Raw genomic sequence first — 21,994 nt, 5'->3', positions numbered from 1 at the left:
TCGTATGAAAAACATTCGACTTAGCCCGTTATTAACAGGAATTATTCTTGCGGGCTGTTCAAGTTATACCTTTGCACAATTGGGAACCAACCTTTCAGTTGATTTACGTGCACTATCCATGGGGAATGCCGTCACTGCAGATCCTCCAGGGGTCAATGCCATCCACTTTAACCCGGCTGCACTGACTAAAATTGATGGTCTGCAAACCGAACAGCAAATCATTGTGGCTAATTTTGATATCCAGCGTGAGTTTTCAGTACCCGCCGGATATAACGTATTTGGCTATTCTGATGATCCTATTGTCTGTAATGATGGTCCTGAAGTTTCATCTGATTTGTGTACCGATTTTAAAGGTCCGGTCAAAGGTGATGTGGAATATGTCAGCCTTTATGTCCCTTTTCTGAAAAAAATGGTGGATTTAGGCGAAGGTCTTCCTTTGACTGCACCCACGATGGGGATCGCATACAATCCCCCTGGATCGAAAGCCACTTATGCGACTGCTGTTTATGCTCCTCTCATGGCAGGTTTCGGTCATGAAGATGGTAACCCGGCAAACTTTATGGGACAGCAGGTTGCTTTAGAGCGGATTACCTATCTGTCACCATCCATCGGTTATGAGGTCAATGACCAACTGTCGATTGGTGCTTCTATCGGGATGTCTTATCAAGCCATCGGGATGAAAACGGACTTGCGTTTCCCGAATGAGTTGATTGGGATGTTGCGTATGATCGACGAAGTCGTGTGTACGCCGTTTAAAGAAAATTCCGACATTATTACAGATATTCTTTTGCTCGGGATCTGTAATGCGGATGAGGGGATGAACCCATTTGGCAAGTTTGGTCAAATGCAACTGGAGCTTGAGCAGAACTTAAGCCCAAGTTATAACCTGGGAATATTGTGGGAACCGCGCGAAGACTTTAGTTTTGGTATGGTGTACCAAAGTGCTGCAAAAATGCGCTTAAAAGGTAAATATCATATTGATAATGCCAAAGCTCCTCAGGAAATGATTAAAGGTTTAATGACCTCACCGACCGGCCAGATTCTGGCTGCAATTCTTGGATTTCCTAATTACATACCATCGAGTGAATCTGGTCTGGTGTCGCAGGATTTTGAATATCCGGCGCATTTTCAGGCAGGTATTAAATATAAAGTGATGCCAGATTTGCAAGTGAATTTTGATATTGGCTGGACAGATTACAAGGTCTGGGACGAATTTAAATTCGAATTTGATCGTACCATTTCAGCCCTAAAAATTGCCAAAATTTTGTCTGCCAATGTTACTGACTCAACCTTGGCTTTACCGATGGGATTTGAATCGCCGTGGAACTTTGGTATCGGGATGGAGTATTCCGCTACAGACCGTTTGAAGCTTCGGGCAGGTTATGAACCACGGACCAGTGCTATTCCAAAAAATAAGCGTAATACCATGGTACCGATCAATGGTGCACAGTTATTTGGTTTAGGTGTGGGTTACCGTTTTGATGCAGACACTGATCTGGATCTATCAATTGGTTTCTTGCGTAGCAAAGATCAGATTCCAGCAAATACCAGTAGTTTAGCCAACCAGACAGGGGTAAATAACCTGTTATTAAACCCATATGCAGGTTTAAACGTAAAAACAGATACCAAAATTACCATTTTAGGTTTGAACTATCGCACGCGTTGGTAAGGGAAAAATGATCAAGACAAGGAACGTTGGATTGACAGCGGTACTGGCATTAAATCTGGTATCTGTGTCTTTTTATACAAGCGCTAAAGAATTTATTACGATTATTGGTCCAGATGGCCGACCATTAGTCGTACCCCGTAATAATGCAGAGAAAAAAACTGAAGACAAATCTCGATTGTTGAAAAAAGTAGAAGCTGCAATAGTTCAGCCTGTAACTGTAAGACAAAACATAGAAAAATTGCCCGTCGTAGAAAATAGGCAAGTTAAACTTAAGCATGACCATAATATGGTTGTACAACCAGTACAACCAGTACAACCAGTACAACTGCATACTGTGCAAGAAAAGATTCAGTCTAAACCACAATTAAAACCTGAATCTCAAGCTATTCAAAATCCTGATATTGGAGCTGGATCTTCTGTTGCTACTATACAAAAACCGGGATTTAGCCAAGTTGAAGGCATTGAATATGTGGATAGTGAGTATCTGGAAAATAAAGAATTTAATTTGGAAGGCAAAAAACGTTTCTATAGCATGCCCGAAGGAGTAGTAGATAAAAATATTGGAACTACCCGGATCCAGACAATTGAACGTGAAAAAGGGGTGGGACAATCCGTATTAAAATCCTTGTTTCAAACGCCAGAAGTAGATTCTGGTCCTGTAGTACTGGCTCAAAGTTATTATCGTATTTCACAGTCGGAGACCATCGATAGCTTGGGCAAGCAGTGTTTTAATGATAAGAAAATTAAAAAAGCGAAAGAAATCAGCCTTAAAAAAGCAGTTAACCTGTGGCCTCGCGCACCTCTTAAAGCAGACGAATTTGATTTTGAAGTGGTAAAGCTTCAATCCGATATCCAGAATATTCAGATCAACTCTTATGCTTCTAGCCAGAAAAATCCAACGTATTATTGGCCTTTTGTTGTGTTTTTAGACAGTCGCGGCTGTGTGCTTGAAGGAGCGGGCGGTTTTAAAAATCAGGAAGGCCAGGCGAATATTATTCAACATGAGCGTATCGAAGGGGTTCTCCAGATTCCTGCTCAAAGTGAATATATATTATTGACGCCTTTGGCCTCAGCAATAGATGTTGAAGACAAGATGCTGACAAATCATGGACAACTAAAATTAGTCGCCATTCGATAAGGACTATTCGAGTACAAAAAGATGAAAAATAAAATATTATTTCCATTTGCTTTAACTACACTTTTAACGGCACTGAGTGGGTGTGGTGGGGAAAGTGCCAATGTCATTCCAGAAAAAAATGATGAAGCCACGACCAATGGTACTTGTACCCCAGGTACAACTAACTGTGTGGAATGGGGGCTGGAATATCCGCTCGATGGTTTGAACTTTAACTGTAGTAGCGATACAGAAAATACCTTTATTACGTTATTTGATAGTAAAAACGGGGTTGCTTCTGGAACCTGTCAAAAGACGGATAATATTGAGTTTTATATTCAAAGTTTTGCTTCGCGCAAGATTAATTTAGGTCAAATTAAACTCAGCGATTATGCTAATTTTAGTGCCCAGACCCAGCTGCCGCGTTTAAGTGTCATCGATATTGCAACTGGGATTGCTCGACGTCCGGTAGGGGATTTGGTGCCTAATGATCCTACCGTTCAGGTGGCCATGCGTCTGGTTAAAATTCTGCAAGCTTTGGCGCTCCAGCAGGGGCGTATTGTTAACCCATCAGATGTGCAGCCTTTGTATATTACTGAAGAGATGCGTAAAGACCTGGCGAAAACCAGTGGAAATATCAGCCTGACAGATGCTGATTTTGCGAAGAAAATTAAAGATTTTGTTGATATCAGCACAATTTCGGATGAGGTGGCTTTTGCCACAGTTAAAAAGCTGGTAACGATTGCTAACGCAGCCGTATATCAGCCAGAATTTTCATTATTCTCAACTTCAGGCGTAATTGGTAGTAACTTGACGGGTTCAGATGGACTGGTGGGCTGTAATCAAAGCCCTTGTGATACTAATAATAAGAATACTAAATATTTATTTGGCCATTTCATGCTGATTACCGATCGCCAGGGCTATACCTTTGGCAGTGGCTTGCAATGGCGTGATAATGAGTTAACTCTGGCTAAAGAAAATTTATCTTCCTTAGGGGGGATTAATGCTCAACTCATCCGTAAGGTGAAACCGGTACAAATGACCGCTGATCCGCAAAGTTCATGGATTCATCCAACCAGTAAAACCATTAACACGCCTTACCGCTTGAATATTGCAAATAATGCGACTCCGCTTGAGTTGTATCAAGGCAGATTATTGAATGATTATGTGATCGCGGGTAAAGAAGCTTTCTATAAGATGGTGACTGACAAAAAATCGCTGGATACTTCCGATCAAGCCAACTTGGGGTTGTGGCGTTTGCAGGCCGATGGTGAAAACTATACGGGAAGCGTTGATCTATATAAGATTTTCCCAATTAGTTATCTGGATCGTCAGGTCTTTAAAACAGCGCAGAACGTCGCAGATGGGGAGAAATATATCTTCCCAATGTATGCCAATCTGGAATTTAAATTTACAGATACCACTGTTAATCCAATTACTTTGGGAATCGTAATTGACAGTAATGGTGATGTACGCACCAATATGCAATCTTCCAGCAATTTAGCAACTGATCCGGTGAATGGCTGTCAAGGTGATGTGTTGGCAGATACGCTCTTAGATCATCAAGGCATACAACAATATCGCCTCGGGACTTTGGGACGTGCATTTGTCGCTGATAAAGCGGTTTCCATGCGCCTGATTTTGGCCAATGAAAAGTTTGGTAATATTAATGGCGCATTGATAGGGGTAGACTCGCGCATCCAGTCTTCACCGGATTCTAGGGATTCGATTGTGATCGGTGGTGCACTGCTCAATTTGTCTAATGTGTTAGATACTAATGTCGGCCAGAATGGGCGTGTAACTTTCCTGAATTCGGCAGGTGATGGAGTACAATGGGCCAATACCTATGCCAGTTTTCAAAAAGTTTATAATAATAACAATGAGGGTGAAACGCCGGCAGATATTAGCCTAGCAAAATTAAACGGTGGTTCGGTTGAGTTTAAGCTCGCGGATTGCTATCAAGTCAAAGCTAAATAATATTCTTTAAAAATAAAAAAATCCCATCTTAGTATGGGATTTTTTTATGCATATTAGATTTAACCGGTATGGTCTAGACGCGTGCCTAATGTTTCCAGATGCATTGGAAAAATATTATTTTTACGGTCTTCAAAATAATGTCTGAGGGTATGTTCTACACTCGGGAAGGCAAGTTCAGTCCAGGGAATATCTGCTTCATCAAATAAACGTGTTTCGATGGTCTCTTCACCCGCACCAAATTTTCCATCAATCAGATTGGCTTTAAATAGGACATAAATCTGACCAATACGTGGAATGTTATACATACAGTACAACTGTTCAATGTCTACTTCAGCTTCGGCTTCTTCGCGGGTTTCCCGGGCAGCCCCTTGCTCCATGGTTTCAAACAGTTCCATATAGCCGGCAGGTAAAGTCCATAAGCCGTAGCGTGGTTCAATGGCACGACGGCACAACAGTACTTTGTTTTCGAATAAGACTAAAGCGCCACAAATCACTTTCGGATTAATGTAATGAATAGAGCCGCATGAATCACATACGCTGCGAATTTGCTGATCGCCCAAAGGAATTTTAGCAGTGGTTTTATGTCCACAATTCACACAGAAGTTCATATTCATCATCAATGATAAAAGTAAGCTCAGGATAACTGAAAAAGCAAAATTTGGCATCATTTCTCTCCCGCCCCGACTAAAATCAGCTATGATGAAATTATGATCATCGTCAGGGCTGAGAGAATGGATGCATGTGAATTGACACAAAGGTTGCAGCAACGCTTACGTTTTTCCAAGCGTATCCGATCTGCGCATGCTGCCGTGTTGATTGCAATTACAGATGAAGCTGACCCGAAAGTATTGCTGACGCGCCGTTCAGCTTATTTGAATAATCATGCCGGAGAAGTCTCATTTCCGGGTGGCAAGCGCGATCCGCAAGATACCAGTAATATTGTGGTGGCTTTAAGGGAAGCCTATGAGGAAACGGCACTCAATCCTTTTGATGTACATTTAATGGGTGACTTACCCATGCAAAAAGCCCGCAATGGCATGCTGGTCAAACCGATTGTGGGACTGATTCCTCCGCAAGTACAGCTGATTCCACAGCCAACAGAAATTGACCGGATTTTCTTTGCCTCATTGCAGCATTTGCTTGAAGTGACGCCCACGCCTTATGAAGTTCGCTTTGCCCAGCAATCTTTATATTTTCCGAGTATGCGGGTAGAAAATGAAGTGGTCTGGGGCTTGACCGCACGTATGCTGATTTCTTTATTTCAATATGGGCTGGATTATAAAAAAGACTGGCCATTCTTGCTTAATTCTCCAACGTTTAAACGCTCCAAATTTTTTTAACCATTGAATAGGATTTTATCAATGTTGTACAAATTTCAGGGACACTTACCTACCGCTATACATCAGCCCTGGGATGGCTGGGTGGCACCGACGGCCACAGTGATTGGACAAGTTGAGCTTGGACGCCAAGTCAGTGTCTGGTTCGGTGCTATAGTGCGCGCAGATAACAGTAAAATTAAATTGGGTGACTTTAGCAATGTGCAGGAAAATGCAGTGCTGCATACGGATGCCGGCATTGAGATGCAGATCGGTAATTATGTAACGATTGGGCATCAGGCCATGCTACATGGTTGTACCATTGGCGATAACAGCCTGATCGGGATTCAAGCAGTCATTCTAAACAATGCCGTGATTGGCAAGAATTGTATTATTGGTGCCAATGCCTTGATTCCGGAAGGCAAGATCATTCCAGATAATTCAGTGGTGATGGGCTCACCCGGTAAAGTGGTAAAAACGCTGGATGAGGACAGCATTCAGAAACTGAAAATGAGTGCCATGCATTATGCCGAGCATTTTCAGAAATTTCAGGACTTGGAAGAAGTGCAACTCTAAGGCACTCTTTTAATAAGTGAATCATAAGCCTAGATTTTCTAGGCATTTTTGTATCTGTTTCGGGAAAATCTCGCGTAGCGGATATGAGTGGAGTATCATATCCGCGTTTTTTATATTCTCTGAATTAAGGTTGTGCATGAAAGTGCTGGCATTGGAGACTGCCAATGAGCAGTGTTCCGTTTCTGTAATCGATGATACTCAAGAACTATTTTTTCAGCTTGATGCGCGCGCCAAGGCACAAACGCAAACGATTCTCCCGATGATTGAACAAGGTCTGCAAGATCTTGGGCTGGCCATTGCTGATTTGACCGCGATTGCCTTTAGTCGTGGTCCGGGTTCTTTTAGCGGTGTCCGCATTAATGCTGCCGTGACTCAGGCCTTGGCTTGGTCCAATGATGTGCCGGTGATTCCGGTGTCAACTTTGCAGGCTTTGGCACAAGCAGCCTACCGTTTGCATGGTCTGACTGAAGTGTCTGCGGTATTGGATGCGCGCATGAGCGAAGTCTATATCGCGAGCTATCAACTGGATGCCCAAGGAATTATGCAACCGGTCGATGATGAGCAACTGTTAAGTTATGCAGAAGGTAGCCAAGCTGTGCGCTTTACCCCGGTTGGCTCAGGTGCTGAACTGGTACAAAGCGAAACTTCAATTTATAAAGATGTGCATGCGACCGCACAGGATATTGCCAGCATTGCACGTGCAGCGGCACAAGTAGAAAACTGGGTCAGTGCAGAATTGGCATTACCCGTATATTTACGCGATAACGCGTGGAAAAAAATTCCAGAACAAGGCAAAGCATAATTAATTAGGATAAAGCATGGATCTTTTACTGCTACTCAAAGCGGCCATCATGGGTATTATCGAAGGCATTACCGAGTTTTTGCCTATTTCCAGTACCGGCCATTTGATTTTGGCATCAGAATTAATGAATTTCTGGACCAAGGAAAAGAGCGATGTATTCGTCATCGCGATCCAGATGGGGGCAATTGCTGCCGTTATTTATGAATATTGGGCGCGTCTTTGGGGGGCAGCGACCGGGATTGTCAGCGGTGAACCGCAAGGTCGCCGTTTAGGCATTGGCCTGATTCTGGCTTCTATTCCGATTATATTGATTGGTCTGACGCTGGGACAAACCGTCAAACAATTACTGTTTAATGATATTGCGATTGCGATTGGTTTAATTGTCGGTGGTCTGATCATTATCTGGATTGAAAAGAATCCACCACAAGTCCGTGTGCATGAAGTTGAAGAACTCAGCATTAGAGATGCGATCTGGATTGGCCTGATTCAGGTTTTATCCTTGATTCCGGGTACTTCCCGTTCAGGCGCAACCATTATCGGTGCGATGTTTTTGGGTGTGTCCCGTAAGGCAGCAACTGAATTCTCATTTTTTCTGGGTATTCCGGTGATCATTGGCGCTGGCTTGCTGGATCTTTATCAAAGCTATGATGTGTTAAATACGACTGAAGACTGGACCGTGATCGGAGTTGGGCTTCTGGTTTCCTTTATCTCGGCATTGATATTAATCCGTGCGCTGGTCGCTTATGTGGCCAAACGCGACTTTATGATCTTTGCCTGGTATCGTATTGCTTCGGGTCTGCTGATTTTATTATTTGCCTATACAGGTTGGAAACTATGGTAAGCGCGATTCGCTTATATGCCGAATCTGACTATCAAGATAAAGCACAGCACTTTGAGGCTGTGCTTTCTTCTCGTGGGGTGCAGGTTGAAATTGAAACTGTTGAAAAACTCAATGCACGTTTTTTCCGTTTAAATCCTGAACTGGCCCTTTGTGTTGATGCTGACGGACTCTGGTTATGTGCCAACGGCATGAAGATGCAACCGGACTGGCAAGCGGAAACCGGGCGTTTAAAACGCGCATCGTTGAAATCGGAAATGATTGCACGCGCCTGTAATTTAAGTGAAAAACCAAGCTTAGTCGATGCGACTGCGGGTCTAGGGCATGACAGTCTGTTGATGGCACATTTAGGTGCGCAAGTCACCCTGGTTGAACGGCATCCGATTCTGTTCACCTTGCTTGAAGATAGCCATACACGTGCCCAGTCGGATGCATTCCTGAGTCAGGTCGTGTCGCGGATTAATTTGGTCTTTTCTGATTCAGCCGATTATTTAAAACAGCAGGCCGAGCAGCAGCAGATTGTTGATGTGGTTTATCTTGATCCAATGTTCCCACAGCGGGATCAAAATCAGCAGGCAGTCAAAAAGCAGGCACAGGTCAAAAAACAGATGCAGCTGTTGCATATGTTATTGCCTGAAGATGGTGAAATGGATCTGGGCGATAACCTTTTAGAACTGGCACAGAAAATTGGCAAGCGTGTCGTGGTCAAACGTCCGCGTCTGGCGGTATTTCTGGCTGGAAAAGAGCCAAATCATCAATGGCAAGGCGATGCTTGTCGCTTTGATGCGTATTTTCAGCATGAACTTGTAGCTGAATAGGATAATGGCTTCTTTATTAAGCAAAGATTTGTTATATATTTAAAATTAGCATTGATTAAATACTTATCAAGCATAAACTTATTCAGCACATTAGCGAGCCACTCATCTCCTTGAAATCCTATGATCGACTTTAAACCCTCCATTAATTTTTGGCACGATTTTAAGAGCAACCAAATTGCCGGGATGTGGTTATTTCTGGGGTCGAGGCGTTCTTTACAACTGGTCCGTCCATCTATCATGCAATTGGTGTTCTGGGGGATCTTGGGTGGCTGCGCCAACAGTTTGTTTAGCTGGCTCAGTTCAGGCCGTATGGGAGATTTTAACTCTCAAGGTTTGATTAGTTATGCGCTTTGGCCTTTCATTGCCCTGATTGTCGGTATTTTTCTTTCGCAACGGGTCAATAATCCACGCTTGATGCTGGTGCCAGCCTTGTTGTGGCTGGTATTAGATACCCATATCATGCTGTTCCAGTGTCTGATCCAGTATCTGGGTGATCTGGATTATCTGCCTTATATCCTCTACGACTATATTCCAACGCTCTTTGTCATACTGTTTGTCTGGCAAAGTCTGGCAGTCGTCTGGGTCATCTCGCGTGAATTAAAATGGCCGTGGTGGGAACGTGCGCTGATTATGCTGGCGACCCTGTTTACCTTGGTGGTCTGGCAGATTTCAGTTAAAGATCAGCCCATCTGGAAAGTTGAAGAAATTCCACCGAGTTTTGCCGAAGATGCTTTCTATGCCCAGCCAACTCTGCTGAACAAAGCGCTGGAAAATATCGAATACGGTGAATTCGCACAGTCGCACTGGTATTTCATGGGGGTGGCCGGAGCGAGCTATCAGGATGTATTCCATTCTGAAGTCGAGCGGATTAAAGAACAGTTTGATACCCGTTTTGGTACTTTTGGCCGATCGATTGCCTTGGTCAATCACCCAGCGACACGTACCACCATGCCGATTGCTTCCAAAACCAGTATGGAGCTGGCATTGCGCCGTATGGGGCAGCAGATGAACCGTGAAAGTGACGTATTATTTTTATATATGACCTCTCACGGTTTGCCGAATGTATTTGAAATGGAAAATGCCCCACTGGATCTGGCGCAGGTTGATCCAAAATGGTTGCGTGAAACACTAGATGCATCAGGCATACGTTGGCGCGTGATCGTAATCTCGGCCTGTTTTTCAGGCAGTTTTGCTTCTGCTTTACAGAATGACAATACCTTGGTGATTACGGCTTCGGCAGCTGATCGGCAGTCTTTTGGCTGTTCGAATGAAGCGGATTATACCTATTTTGGTCGTGCGTTCTTTGATGAAGCCATGCGTGAAAATAGCAGCTTGCAAAGCGCTTTCGCACAGGCCAAAGATACCGTAGCAAAATGGGAATCAGCTCAAGGTTTTGAGCCATCAGAACCGCAATGGGTGATTGGTAAGAATATGGAATTGATGTTGCCGCAACTGGAGCAACGTTTATTTCCACAGACCACTACGGCGACATCATCTCCCTAGATCAATGTCATCCACAGACCGGTTGTAATAATAAGGAATAGCCATGGAACTTATACAGAACAATAGAAGCTTTGAAGGTGAACAGCGGATTTATCGTTTTGATTCGCGCTATCTTAAAACCCCGACCAAGTTTGGCATTTTTCTGCCGCCTCAAGCTTTAGAAGGTCACAGCTGTCCTGCATTATTCTATCTGGCTGGTTTGACCTGTACCGAAGAAACCTTTGCCATCAAGGCGCATGCACAACGTTTGGCGGCACAGCTTGGCTTGATTTTGATTACACCTGATACCTCACCACGTGGTGAAGGCGTGGCAGAAGGCGACAACTGGGATATCGGTCAGGGTGCAGGTTTTTATATCAATGCTACCCAGGCGCCTTGGGTTGAACATTATCAGATGGAAAGCTTTATTGTCGATGAACTCTATGCACTGGTTACTGAGGAGTTCGTAATCCATCCCGGCAAGATCGGCATCTTCGGCCACTCTATGGGTGGTCATGGCGCATTGACTCTGGCATTTAAATATCCAGAAAAATTTAAATCTGTTTCAGCCTTTGCACCAATTTGTGCGCCGAGTCAGTGCCCATGGGGAGACAAAGCATTCTCGAATTATTTGGGTACTGAAAAAGAGGAATGGCTGAAACATGATGCGACCGCTTTGGTTCAGGAAAAGGGCGCATTGTTTGGCGATATTCTGATTGATCAGGGTTTTTCAGACCAGTTCTATAACCAGCTTAATCCAGCCCTGTTCCAGCAGGCTTGTGATGGCGTGAACCAGCCGCTAACTTTGCGTGAACATCAGGGCTATGATCATGGTTATTACTTTATTCAAAGTTTCGTAGATGATCATTTGCAATTCCATGCCGTGCAGTTAAATCCTTAAAGTAGGACTGCAGATATGTAGCAAAGCCAAAAAGATTAAAAAACCTCCAAAATGTTTTTACATTCTGGGGGTTTTTCTTTTAATATCAGATGTATAAAAGTATAAAAAATTGGGGTCGTCATGCAGCAGACAGCAGACGGTATTCGTGTCAGTGAGTCATTATTTCCAGCTGCTTCAAGTTTTTCGACTGAAGCCACGCCTTCGGTCAGACCGAAATATCAGCGATATGGATTCAGATTTCATGGCAGTGCATCCGAATATTTTGGTATCTGGATGGTGAATCTGATGCTGACCATAGTGACATTGACCTTGTACAGCCCTTGGGCCAAGGCACGCCGTATGCGTTATTTCTACGGCAATACCCAATTTTTAAACCATCGCTTCGACTTTGTGGCCATGCCCAGCCGGATCTTGCTGGGTCGTCTGTTTGCACTGGAACTATATCTGGTTACCGTCGTACTGACCAACTATTCAATCCTCGCTACCAGTTCTTTATTGATGGTCGCTGCGCTGTGTTTGCCCTGGCTCAGTCGGATGACCTTGAAATTCAAGGCCCGAAATAGCAAATATGGCAATGTGCGCTTTTATTTTAATGGCAGCAACCGCGAGGCTTACAGGGTCTTATTTCTGGCCATCCTGATCAATATCTTTACTTTGCTGCTGTTTAGTCCGGTGATGATCTGGCTCTATAAACGCTATTGCTTTAATCATTTATCGCTTGGTCAGCTGCAATTCAAGCTGAATATTAACTGGTCCAGGTTTATGTCTGCCGTTTATCTGCCCTTGGGGCTTTGCCTGCTGGTTGGTATTGGCTGGCTTGCAGCAGTGGTGTACTGGGTGGACCGGATTGGAACCAATTTGTTTAGTCTTGGTTTACTGCTTAGCTATCTGCTTTGCCTGGCGCTGGTCTGGCCGGTCATTTCTGCACGTTTATATATCATTACATAGAATCATGTGGAGCTTGGTCAAAGTTACTTCAAAACACGGGTAAGCACCTGGCGTTATAGCTGGATTGTGCTGAGCAACTGGATGGTACGTGTTCTTAGTCTGGGCTTAATGACGCCTTGGGCTGCCATCCGTTTATATGAATATCAGTTAAAACACTTAGAACTATATGTGGCTGAAGATGAAACCAATCTTGAGCATATCTTGCAACCTGACCCGAGTGCTTTGGCCGATGAAATCCTGGACGTATTTGATTTCGATGCGTCGCTATAGGAGTAAATGTGATGAAACGACCTGTCGAAGTTAAGTTTTATGATGGAATTCTCGCTGAAGCCCGTCGTGCCTGGATTGTACCGGATCAGCAACAAGGGATTGCCTTGAAACTTGATGAGGATGTTCCAGTACAAGTTAGCGCTGCAGATTTTTATTTTTCTTATCCGGACATGGCCTACATTGGTGGTGTCGGTGGTCGTAAACCGATTATTGAGCTGCCTGAAGAGCGTCGGATTGAGTTTTTAAGCAAAGCGCCACATTGGCTCGGGATTAAACATAAAGATATTTATCATGCAATCTGGAAGTTTGAACGTTCACCGATCCTGATTTTCTTTTCCATGCTCATCGTGATTAGTGCAGTGATTGTGATTTTAAAATGGGGGATTCCTTATAGTGCCAAACATCTGGCAAAATTCCTTCCGGAGCAGACTCTGGTTGAAGTAGGCAACCGGACAGAGCAGCAGTTAATTGCCCAGACCCAACCAAGTACACTACCGGAAGAACAGCAGATGCGATTAAAAACTTTGTATGAACAAAAGATTGCTGTAGGAAAACCTGCAAAAATTATTTTCCGTCAAGGTGGATCAAGCATGGGCATGAATGCCGCAGCCATCCCGAATAACACCATTATTGTGACCGATGAACTGGTGAAAATCAGCGGCACCGATGAAGAAGTCCTTGCAGTATTGGCCCACGAACAAGGCCATCTGGTACAGAAGCACAGCATGCAAAAAGTGATTTCTAATCTGGGGGCGGCGGGACTTTTTGCCTTGGTAACTGGAGATTTAAGTGATGTGGTCACCGCATCTGTAGTCGTGTTGACCGATGCCGGATATTCGCAGGCGATTGAACTGGATGCCGATGACTATGCCATGCAGCATTTGCATCAACAGCAGATTTCCAGTATTCACTTGTCTAACTTTTTGCAGCGGGTGGAAAATGCCAGAATACTGGCAGAGGAATCGCAAACCTTAAAAATGAAAAATTTCACTCTCAATATTGATGGAAAAGACCGGCACCTGACAGAAACCGAACTGAAATGGATTCGCCTAATCGGGAAGTTTAAAAAATATCTGGAATCACATCTCGAACTGGATAAAAGAATTCAGCGTATCCATGCCTTTAATGATCAGGCGAATCATCGTATCTAGTTTCTGATCATTGCTATGCCCTGATCACTAAGGCTTTTTAGCCCCTATCTTTGCCAGTCGGCAGTCAGATGTTCCTGTCCCATACGGATCAGATGATCCAGAACCACATTTTCGAGTTTATTCAGGTCAGTAAATTCATCTGTGCTTTGAATCGTTACGGTTAGATGATCCTGTTCAGGAGCCAATATCACTTCAGCATTTGGAAAATGAATCAGGAAATTTTGTTCGGTTTCATCAATATTAAATTTATGTTTCCAGTGATTGGCTAGGCGTTTGGCAATTCGTGAAGCTTGTTGCGTCTGGATATGGGCAATACTTTTCATCAGTCTTCTACACTATTCATCATTATCCTGTACTTTAAACCAAGCGGTGATGCCGGCATAAGCCTCAAAGCGTTACACAGCGTTTTAATCTTGCAACATCGAATCACAGTAGCCGGAGCGGATTTGATATAATGGGAAAAATCCAATTTCAACAAGCCAGGTTCTCCCATGTCCAAGCCTTATTTAATTGCCCCTTCTATTTTATCTGCTGACTTTGCCCGTTTAGGTGAAGAAGTCGAAAATGTGTTGGAAGCAGGTGCAGACGTTGTTCATTTTGATGTCATGGACAACCATTATGTACCGAACCTGACTTTTGGTGCAGGTGTTTGTAAGGCCTTGAAAAATTATGGGATCAAGGCGCCCATTGATGTGCATTTGATGGTTAAGCCGGTAGATCGCATGATCGGGGATTTCCTTGAAGCGGGTGCTGATATCATTACTTTTCATCCAGAAGCTTCTGATCATATTGACCGTTCTTTACAGTTGATCAAATCAGGTGGTGCAAAAGCGGGGCTGGTATTTAATCCGGCAACACCATTGCATTACCTGGATTATGTGCTGGATAAAGTCGATCAAATCCTGCTCATGAGCGTGAACCCGGGCTTTGGCGGACAGAAATTTATTCCAATGACTTTGGATAAATTACGTCAGGCACGCAAACTGATTGATGCTTCAGGTCGTGATATTCGTTTGGAAGTTGATGGCGGTGTTACACCAAGCAACATTCGTGAAATTGCCGAAGCGGGTGCGGATATGTTTGTAGCTGGTTCAGCTATTTTTGGTAAGCTGGATTATAAAGCTGTGATTGATGAAATGCGTGCGGAATTAGCGAGAGTAGGGCAGGTTCAACTGTAATCGTTAAAAACTCATAAGTGCATAAATATGTGGATAACTTTATGGATAAGTGTGTAGATATCTATGTTGATAACCATATGGATATGTTGCATAAAATGTAATCATTTGTAGCCTGATTGATTGCGATTTAGACAAAATTTGTATAAAAAGAACTCAAATCGGGTTCTTTTTTATTGCTTATAACCCTTGTGTTTGGTGGTTATTTATTCACCATAGGTTGATAATGGAACCAGGCAAAAAGTGATCAATGTGTCGTATATTTGTGTTTCATTATGTAATTTCTCCAGACAAAGTTTAAATTTAATTGATGTGTATAACTTAATATTCTGAGTCCATTCTCATGTAATTGTTGTGAATGAATTGCCCGATTATTAGAACTATTTCTGACTTGGCATTTTCAAAATCTACCATAACCAGAGTAGCCATGAATGTCGTGAAGATTTGAGTAAGACAAAGTTAAGTTGTATCTCGATAAGTGATGTTTTGTAAAAATAGCCAGATTGCTGAAACGCGGTTTTATCAAATTTTTACACCTAGGAGGAACGACCTCCCTTGTGAATTACGTATCGGAATTTACAGGAAAAATCGTCAGGACGGCCTGATTCTTATATAAAAGGAGGAGGCTGCATGGCCTGGATCGTACTTATTCTTGCGGGTATTTTTGAAATCGTTTGGGCATATTCGATGAAGCTGTCTGAAGGATTTACCAGACTTACCCCAAGTATTATTACCATTGTCTTCATGGTACTGAGTTTTGCTTTACTGGCTTATGCGATGCGTACTTTGCCGCTAGGTACAGCCTATACGATCTGGACCGGGATTGGTGCAGTGGGTTCATTTCTCATCGGTATTTGGGTTTTGGGTGAACCCGCTACAGCGTTGCGTATGCTGGCTGCCGTACTCATCATTTCCGGTCTGGTGCTGATGAAAGTATCCTCTTCATAATTTGTTTCTGCTTGTCTCGGTGAACTGGGTTAATATAGAAAATGAACTCCAGCGATTGGGACAGGGCGCCATCATGAACTTAAGTTATCTCTATATGGATTCTCCCGTAGGTCAGCTACAACTGGTCGCGAATGAAATCGCGCTGGTAGCCGTGCTTTGGGACTGTGAACAGCCGAATCGGGTGAAACTGGCGACCTTGGTTGAAGATCCGCAGCATCCGGTTTTGATTGAAACCAGACGTCAGCTTCAGGAATATTTTGCTGGTCAGCGCAATGTTTTTGACCTGCCTTTGGACTTTGCAGGTACTGATTTTCAGAAAAAGGTTTGGCAGGTGCTACTGAATATTCCCTACGGACAGACGCGAAGCTATCGCGACATTGCTGAACAGGTGGGTAATATCAAGGCTGTACGCGCCGTGGGTGCAGCCAATGGCAAAAACCCGATTTCGATTATTGCACCCTGTCATCGGGTGATTGGTCGCAGTGGCAAGCTGGTAGGATTTGCCGGTGGTTTGGATAAAAAAGAAATCCTGTTAAATATTGAGCGGACGCATTCATAAATCTCTTTTATAAATCAAAAAATGATCGTTCTATTCATTTTAAAATGAATATTAAAAGTTCCTTCTCCCTCTGGGATAAGAAGCACTGCTTAGCAAGGAGATGAGGGGGTAAAAACCTCTCCCTCGCCCTCTCCTACAAGGAGAGGGTATTTCCTTTGTAGTGATTATAAAAAATGATTTATGAAAGAACTTTAATATCTAAAAATTTAAAACAAATGAAAAATTAGAATATGGATGTTCTGCTAGTAGAAATTAATCTATTCATACTTTGTGATTGGATTTATTTCGAAGTGGTATTCAAAACAGCCTAAGCAGTCATAAGCTTTTACGAGCCCATAAAAAAGCCTTTGAATGATTCAAAGGCTTTTTAGTTTTAAATATTTGAAGCTTTCAGTTTTTCGGTAATCTCGGCCAGAACTTTAATCCGTTTTACTTCATCCCATAATGCTTTGGCTTCAGGATAATGTTTCGACATCATGCCCAGCCATTGTTTGTAACGACCAACCATGCCGATTTCGGTTTTGGCGGGACCGTTAATAAAACGGATTTGCAGTTGCAGTAGTTCATTCCAGTTCATCAAAGGTGCATCCGAGTTTTGACGGATACATTGGGTCAGGTCGGGTGTAGTCACTGCACCACGGCCAATCATCAGATCTTCGCAACCGGATTCCAGACGGCACTGTTTGGCATCGGCATTGTTCCAGATTTCACCATTGGCGATCACATTGATCTTAAGTGTCTCACGAATCGGTTGTAGCTGGTCCCAGAATGCGGGCGGAGTATAGCCATCGGCTTTGGTGCGTGCATGAACGGTAACCCATGCTGCTCCTGCATCTTCAATGGCATGGGCATTTTCCAGCATGAAATTACGGTCCATATAACCCAGACGCATTTTGGCGGAAACCGGAATATGCGCAGGCACTGCATCACGCACGGCTTTAACCAGCTCATGCACGACTTCGGGTTCATCGAGCAGGACTGAACCACCACGATGACGGTTCACGGTTTTGGCCGGACAGCCAAAATTCATGTCAATTGCCGGTGCGCCCATGGCTGCCACTTTGGCGGCATTCGCTGCTAGCATCTCCGGATTATTTCCTAAGAATTGGACATGTACCGGTGTACCTGCCGCCGTCTTGCCATCATTCAACAGTTCCGGGCAGTAAGTATGATAAATATGATCGGGCAGAAGGGAATCGGTGACACGGATAAACTCGGTCACACACCAGTCAAAGCTACCTACGGATGTCAGCACATCACGCATAATCGGATCGGTTAAGCCTTCCATGGGAGCAAGCACAAGTTTCAACGGTGCACACCTGTAAATTTAAAACGGTGTTATACGTTTTTTTAGGCAGCCTGTCTAGGCTGGATCGGAATTGAATGATGAGTACCTGAAAATTGAACTTTTTGGGCTGATATAAAAAGGCCTTTAATGTGGATTAAAGGCCTTTAAAAGTGAAAATTAAGAAGGTTTAGCAATATCCAGCCATTTTAGTCCGCCAGTTTTTCGACTTTCATACTCTCACGATAATACTGACAGCCCTTGTACAACAGGAAGCAACCAATCAATCCGGCAATCGCATTGACGATCGAGATTGAGTTACCAACCATTAAGGTATTCTGGAAATATTTATCCGTGATTAACGCCACTGCGGTGGTTCCGACGCCTAAGGCAATCAGGTTTGAAACCAGCAGGAATTTGGCAGATACCTGTGCGCGTAGCTGATTCGGTGTCAGCATTTGCGTAGCAGCAGCCGATGCAGGAATCGGGAAAGTGGAGAAGAACATCGCCACAAAAATCAGCGCAAATGAAAGCTGCATATTATCGACTTGAGTAAACAGCACACTCGGAATAATCAGCGCTGCACAGCCAATCGCACCGGTACGAATTGCAGCATCGCTATAGCCACGTTTCGAGAAGAAGTCGATCAACCAGCCACAGAACAAGGCACCTGAAGTATTCGCGACTAGAATAATCGTACCGAGGATATAACCGGTTTGACTCGCATCCAGACCGAAATTACGCATGTAATAGGCAGGTGCCCAGCCTAGCAGCGAATACAGCATCATGGTGTAAAAAGAAAAGCCAATAAAATGACAGAAGAAGGTCTTTTTATGTGTCTTGATAAAACCGATCGAATTTTTGAAAGAGGCTTTAATGACTTGGCCATCTTGACCGACTTTCATACCCTTACGTGCAGGTTCACGCACCGTCAGCACCATGAGCAGGGCCAGCAATACGCCCGGTAGACCCACAATCATAAAGGTAAGTTGCCAGGTTTTCACTTCACCAATGAGCGGTAAAGCCACGAAGCTGACATCTTTTAGCAGGCCAATCACATAGCCGCCAATCAGGAAAGCTAGGCCCGAACCAATAAAGGCACCAATCGCATATACACCGAGTGCACGGCCTAATTTATCTTTCGGAAATAAATCGGCAACGATTGAATAAAAGGCAGGGGAAAGCGCAGCTTCACCGGCACCCACACTCAAACGTGCAATAAACATTTGAATAAAGTTTTTACTGAGACCACAAGCCGCTGTGGCAAGACTCCAAAACGCAATCCCGGTTGCAATGATTTTAATCCGGGACTTTCGATCCGCCAATGCTGCGATGGGCAGACCCATAATGGCATAAAACAAGGAGAAGGCCAGACCTTGCAATAGACTAAACTGGGTATCGCTTAGCATTAAATCGGCTTTAATCGGTTCAATCATGAGCGATAAAATTTGACGGTCTACAAATGACAGAATGTAAGCCACCATACAAATGACCACCACATACCATTGATAGGTGCTGCTTTCCGGTGGCGGTTCAATCTGTTCAGACAGCGGCACGGCCGTTTCTGTCGGTATAGGCTCAAAATTTTGATCTGTTGGTTGAATCGTCCTTTCAACCATTTCTAGGTTCAGCGATTTATCATTCATCATGCAACATCCTGTGCTGATCGTTTGAGATATTTATTTGATACTTTTAATTTGCTTGTTATTTTTATGTTGTATCGCATTTAATTAATCTAGAGGCTAAATAGATAGACGTCAATCTGTTTTTAAAAATAGATACAAATAATTTTTAAAGATAAAAAAAAGGAATCATAATGATTCCTTTTTTTGGTATGAATTTTTAGCCACGTTCAACCAGCGTTAAAATATCGTAGGTTGCAACCAGTTCATTGCGCTGGTTTTTCACTTTAATATCCCAGACCACGACACCATGTGGTTTCTGTGCCGGATCGCGCAGTGCTTTTGGAGTTTTCTGCTTACAGGTCAGTTCTACCTGAATGGTATCGCCAATTTTTACCGGTTCTACAAAGCGCAAGTTGTCCATGCCATAGTTGGCAATGACCGGGCCTGGAGCAGCATCAACGAATAAACCTGCAGCTGCGGATACTACGAAATAGCCATGTGCGACACGCTCACCAAACAGTGATTCTGCCGCAGCAATTTTGTCCATATGCGCATAGAAGTGATCACCGCTCAGGCAGCCGAAATTCACCAGATCGGCTTCAGTCACGCTACGTCGTGCAGTCAGCAAGCGCTCGCCGATACGCAATTCATCAAATGACTTTTTGAAAGGATGCACACGGTCTTCAAAGACCTGAGCGCCTGCCGTCCAGCTATGGCCGACCTGGGTCATGGCATTTGGCGAGCCTTGAATCGCAGTACGTTGCATATAATGTTTGACTGCGCGCAAGCCGCCGAGTTCCTCACCTCCACCGGCACGACCCGGTCCACCATGCACCAGTAAAGGCAATGGAGAGCCATGTCCGGTACTTTCTTTGGCACTTTCAGCATCCAGAATATGGACACGACCATGCCATGGCGCAATTTTGCTGAGCAGTTGTTCAATATTTTCATCGGTATTGCGTACGATGGAGGCCACTAAGCTACCTTCGCCACGTGCCACTAGGTCAGCCAGCTGAGCGAGGTCGCTATACGGCATTAAAGTCACTACAGGCCCAAAGGCTTCAATCTTATGAATATTTTTTGCCTGAGCTGGTGCTTTACATAGCAAAACTGTCGGTGGATAGCATGCAGATGTCTCCGTATTTTGTACTTGAATCTTAAAGTCCTGACGCAAGTGGCTACCGAATACGATCTCTGCATCCTGGCTGAGCTGTTCAACTTTTGCAGCGACATCATATTTCTGTTTGACGCTGGCCAAAGCACCCATCGTTACGCCTTCCTGAGCCGGATCACCGACAACCACTTTTTTCAGTTTTGCAATCAGACGGTCTTGTACTGTATCCAATATCTCGGCTGGCACAAAGGCACGACGAATGGCAGTACATTTTTGTCCAGCTTTAGTGGTCATTTCACGGAAAACTTCACGGACAAATAAATCAATCGTTTCATCATTGGCTTGCGCTGTTAAAATCGCACTGTTGACCGAGTCTGCCTCCATGGTGAATGGAATCGAGTAGGCATTTAAATGTGGATGCGAACGCAGTTTTTGCCCTGTTGAAGCAGAACCGGTAAAAGTGACCGTATCTTGAGGATTTAAATGATCAAATAAATCATAGATCTGTCCACAAATGAGCTGTAGTGAACCTTCTGGCAAGAAACCGCTTTCATGAATGGCTTTGACCACGGCATGGGTCAGCTCGGCACCTTCGGTCGCCGGTTTGACAATACAGGGTACGCCTGCCAGTAGTGTAGGAGCGATTTTCTCCAGCATGCCCCAGATCGGAAAGTTAAAGGCATTGATATGCACGGCGACACCGGCTTTAGGCGTCAGAATATGTTTCGCGCCAAAGCTACCTTGCTTAGAAAGAGGAATCCAGGCATCTTCGACTAGCGCTGTTTCATCACTCAGTTCACGACGCACCAAACTTGAATACGCATATAAGGTGCCAATCCCACCTTCAATATCAATCCAGGCATCCTTACGGGTACAGCCCGTTGACTTGGCAAGCTGGTAAAACTCTTCTTTACGTTCTAATAAATACTGTGCCACTTGCTTCAGTGCATTGGCACGTTGATGGAAAGTCCAGGTGGCAATGGTTGAGCCTTTCTGTTTGGCATAATTCACCACGGCTTGGGTATCGATGCCCTGACTGCCGACCTGATAAACGGCTTCACCAGTTATGGCATGGTAAACCGTACGTAAATCGGCTTGCGCTGCGTATTCCTGGCCGTACACCAGTGAAGATAAGCTTTTGATGGCAATAGGATTATGGGTTGATTCAGTATCTTGATAATCCGTTGTGCTTGAGCTGCTGTCTAACTCTAACATTGTAAAAACTCCATTTATGATACGTTTTGAGATGTATTTTAATTTTGATGTTTCATAATTTGTGTTGAAAAATTGAAAATGTCAATCATAAATCTGTATTTAAAAATGCGTAACAATAAAATAAAAAATATTAAGTTATATAAAACAAATATTTATTAAAAATAAGTGATAAAAATTAAATGATACCAATAAATAGATATTGATTTTAATT

General features: G+C 43.7%; 19 protein-coding genes and 1 pseudogene. 15 read left to right on the top strand and 5 right to left on the bottom strand.

The window, feature by feature from the left end; genetic code table 11:
• Nucleotides 1–4 precede the first annotated feature (4 nt).
• The 3 genes from filD to filF are packed head-to-tail and all read left to right on the top strand — an operon-like array spanning nucleotide 5 to nucleotide 4,760.
• Nucleotides 5–1,669, top strand: a complete 1,665-nt coding sequence (gene filD / locus NI470_RS10330) for a putative pilus system OmpP1/FadL family transporter FilD (protein ID WP_004279160.1) — start codon at nucleotides 5–7, stop codon at nucleotides 1,667–1,669.
• A gap of 7 nt (nucleotides 1,670–1,676) precedes the next feature.
• Entirely contained in the window at nucleotides 1,677–2,807 is a 1,131-nt protein-coding gene (gene filE, locus NI470_RS10325; protein ID WP_253148298.1) for a putative pilus assembly protein FilE, read from the top strand.
• Between the two features lie 21 nt (nucleotides 2,808–2,828).
• Nucleotides 2,829–4,760, top strand: a complete 1,932-nt coding sequence (gene filF, locus NI470_RS10320) for a putative pilus system protein FilF (RefSeq protein ID WP_253148299.1) — start codon at nucleotides 2,829–2,831, stop codon at nucleotides 4,758–4,760.
• A gap of 59 nt (nucleotides 4,761–4,819) precedes the next feature.
• Here the strand turns inward: filF and NI470_RS10315 are convergent, their stop codons facing one another.
• Entirely contained in the window at nucleotides 4,820–5,368 is a 549-nt protein-coding gene (locus NI470_RS10315; RefSeq protein ID WP_161785319.1) for an NUDIX hydrolase, read from the bottom strand.
• A gap of 123 nt (nucleotides 5,369–5,491) precedes the next feature.
• Here NI470_RS10315 and NI470_RS10310 point away from each other — a divergent pair, with 123 nt between their 5' ends.
• The 9 genes and pseudogenes from NI470_RS10310 to NI470_RS10265 all read left to right on the top strand — a co-directional run bounded on the left by NI470_RS10310 (nucleotide 5,492) and on the right by NI470_RS10265 (nucleotide 13,862).
• Nucleotides 5,492–6,100, top strand: coding sequence for an NUDIX hydrolase (locus NI470_RS10310; protein WP_004646038.1), 609 nt, complete (start codon nucleotides 5,492–5,494; stop codon nucleotides 6,098–6,100).
• A gap of 24 nt (nucleotides 6,101–6,124) precedes the next feature.
• Entirely contained in the window at nucleotides 6,125–6,652 is a 528-nt protein-coding gene (locus NI470_RS10305; protein WP_180038541.1) for a gamma carbonic anhydrase family protein, read from the top strand.
• A 136-nt stretch (nucleotides 6,653–6,788) separates the two neighbouring features.
• Nucleotides 6,789–7,454 (top strand): tRNA (adenosine(37)-N6)-threonylcarbamoyltransferase complex dimerization subunit type 1 TsaB, encoded by a 666-nt coding sequence (tsaB, locus tag NI470_RS10300; protein WP_005107769.1) that lies wholly within the window; start codon nucleotides 6,789–6,791, stop codon nucleotides 7,452–7,454.
• Nucleotides 7,455–7,470: 16 nt separating this feature from the next.
• Nucleotides 7,471–8,295 carry an undecaprenyl-diphosphate phosphatase gene (locus NI470_RS10295; protein WP_004279167.1) on the top strand — a complete coding sequence of 275 codons (825 nt, stop codon included), beginning with the start codon at nucleotides 7,471–7,473 and terminating at the stop codon, nucleotides 8,293–8,295.
• Entirely contained in the window at nucleotides 8,289–9,110 is an 822-nt protein-coding gene (locus NI470_RS10290; RefSeq protein WP_253148300.1) for a class I SAM-dependent methyltransferase, read from the top strand. The genes NI470_RS10295 and NI470_RS10290 overlap by 7 nt, the downstream gene beginning before the upstream one ends.
• A 120-nt stretch (nucleotides 9,111–9,230) precedes the next feature.
• On the top strand, nucleotides 9,231–10,613 hold the full coding sequence (locus NI470_RS10285; protein ID WP_253148301.1) for a C13 family peptidase: 1,383 nt from the start codon (nucleotides 9,231–9,233) through the stop codon (nucleotides 10,611–10,613).
• A 43-nt stretch (nucleotides 10,614–10,656) separates the two neighbouring features.
• The gene (fghA, locus tag NI470_RS10280; protein WP_138743195.1) at nucleotides 10,657–11,493 is read left to right on the top strand and encodes an S-formylglutathione hydrolase; all 837 of its coding nucleotides are present in this window, start codon (nucleotides 10,657–10,659) and stop codon (nucleotides 11,491–11,493) included.
• A 120-nt stretch (nucleotides 11,494–11,613) separates the two neighbouring features.
• Nucleotides 11,614–12,711 (top strand): annotated as a pseudogene (locus NI470_RS10275) (YjgN family protein).
• 11 nt (nucleotides 12,712–12,722) lie between these two features.
• On the top strand, nucleotides 12,723–13,862 hold the full coding sequence (locus NI470_RS10265) for a M48 family metallopeptidase (protein WP_253148303.1): 1,140 nt from the start codon (nucleotides 12,723–12,725) through the stop codon (nucleotides 13,860–13,862).
• Nucleotides 13,863–13,906: 44 nt separating this feature from the next.
• Here NI470_RS10265 and NI470_RS10260 read toward each other — a convergent pair whose 3' ends face one another.
• Complete coding sequence (locus tag NI470_RS10260; RefSeq protein WP_153566722.1) at nucleotides 13,907–14,185, bottom strand: DUF2218 domain-containing protein; 279 nt, start codon at nucleotides 14,183–14,185, stop codon at nucleotides 13,907–13,909.
• A 168-nt stretch (nucleotides 14,186–14,353) separates the two neighbouring features.
• Here NI470_RS10260 and rpe point away from each other — a divergent pair, with 168 nt between their 5' ends.
• From rpe to NI470_RS10245, 3 genes are all read left to right on the top strand, one after another.
• The gene (gene rpe / locus NI470_RS10255) at nucleotides 14,354–15,040 is read left to right on the top strand and encodes a ribulose-phosphate 3-epimerase (protein ID WP_253148304.1); all 687 of its coding nucleotides are present in this window, start codon (nucleotides 14,354–14,356) and stop codon (nucleotides 15,038–15,040) included.
• 627 nt (nucleotides 15,041–15,667) lie between these two features.
• A complete protein-coding gene (locus NI470_RS10250; RefSeq protein WP_004279177.1) occupies nucleotides 15,668–15,985 on the top strand; it encodes a DMT family transporter in 318 nt (105 codons plus the stop codon).
• Between the two features lie 73 nt (nucleotides 15,986–16,058).
• Nucleotides 16,059–16,544, top strand: coding sequence for a methylated-DNA--[protein]-cysteine S-methyltransferase (locus NI470_RS10245; protein WP_253148305.1), 486 nt, complete (start codon nucleotides 16,059–16,061; stop codon nucleotides 16,542–16,544).
• A 373-nt stretch (nucleotides 16,545–16,917) separates the two neighbouring features.
• Here the strand turns inward: NI470_RS10245 and NI470_RS10240 are convergent, their stop codons facing one another.
• From NI470_RS10240 to paaZ, 3 genes are all read right to left on the bottom strand, one after another.
• Nucleotides 16,918–17,853 (bottom strand): tRNA-dihydrouridine synthase, encoded by a 936-nt coding sequence (locus tag NI470_RS10240; RefSeq protein WP_005251039.1) that lies wholly within the window; start codon nucleotides 17,851–17,853, stop codon nucleotides 16,918–16,920.
• Between the two features lie 185 nt (nucleotides 17,854–18,038).
• Entirely contained in the window at nucleotides 18,039–19,478 is a 1,440-nt protein-coding gene (locus NI470_RS10235; protein WP_005251040.1) for a spinster family MFS transporter, read from the bottom strand.
• A gap of 193 nt (nucleotides 19,479–19,671) precedes the next feature.
• Entirely contained in the window at nucleotides 19,672–21,783 is a 2,112-nt protein-coding gene (gene paaZ, locus NI470_RS10230) for a phenylacetic acid degradation bifunctional protein PaaZ (protein ID WP_253148306.1), read from the bottom strand.
• Nucleotides 21,784–21,994 lie beyond the last annotated feature (211 nt).

The organism is Acinetobacter lwoffii (assembly GCF_024129115.1).
Taxonomy (GTDB): Bacteria; Pseudomonadota; Gammaproteobacteria; order Pseudomonadales; family Moraxellaceae; genus Acinetobacter; species Acinetobacter lwoffii_T.
Note: the sequence above shows the minus strand (reverse complement) of the source record. Positions and strands in the feature narration are given on the sequence as shown.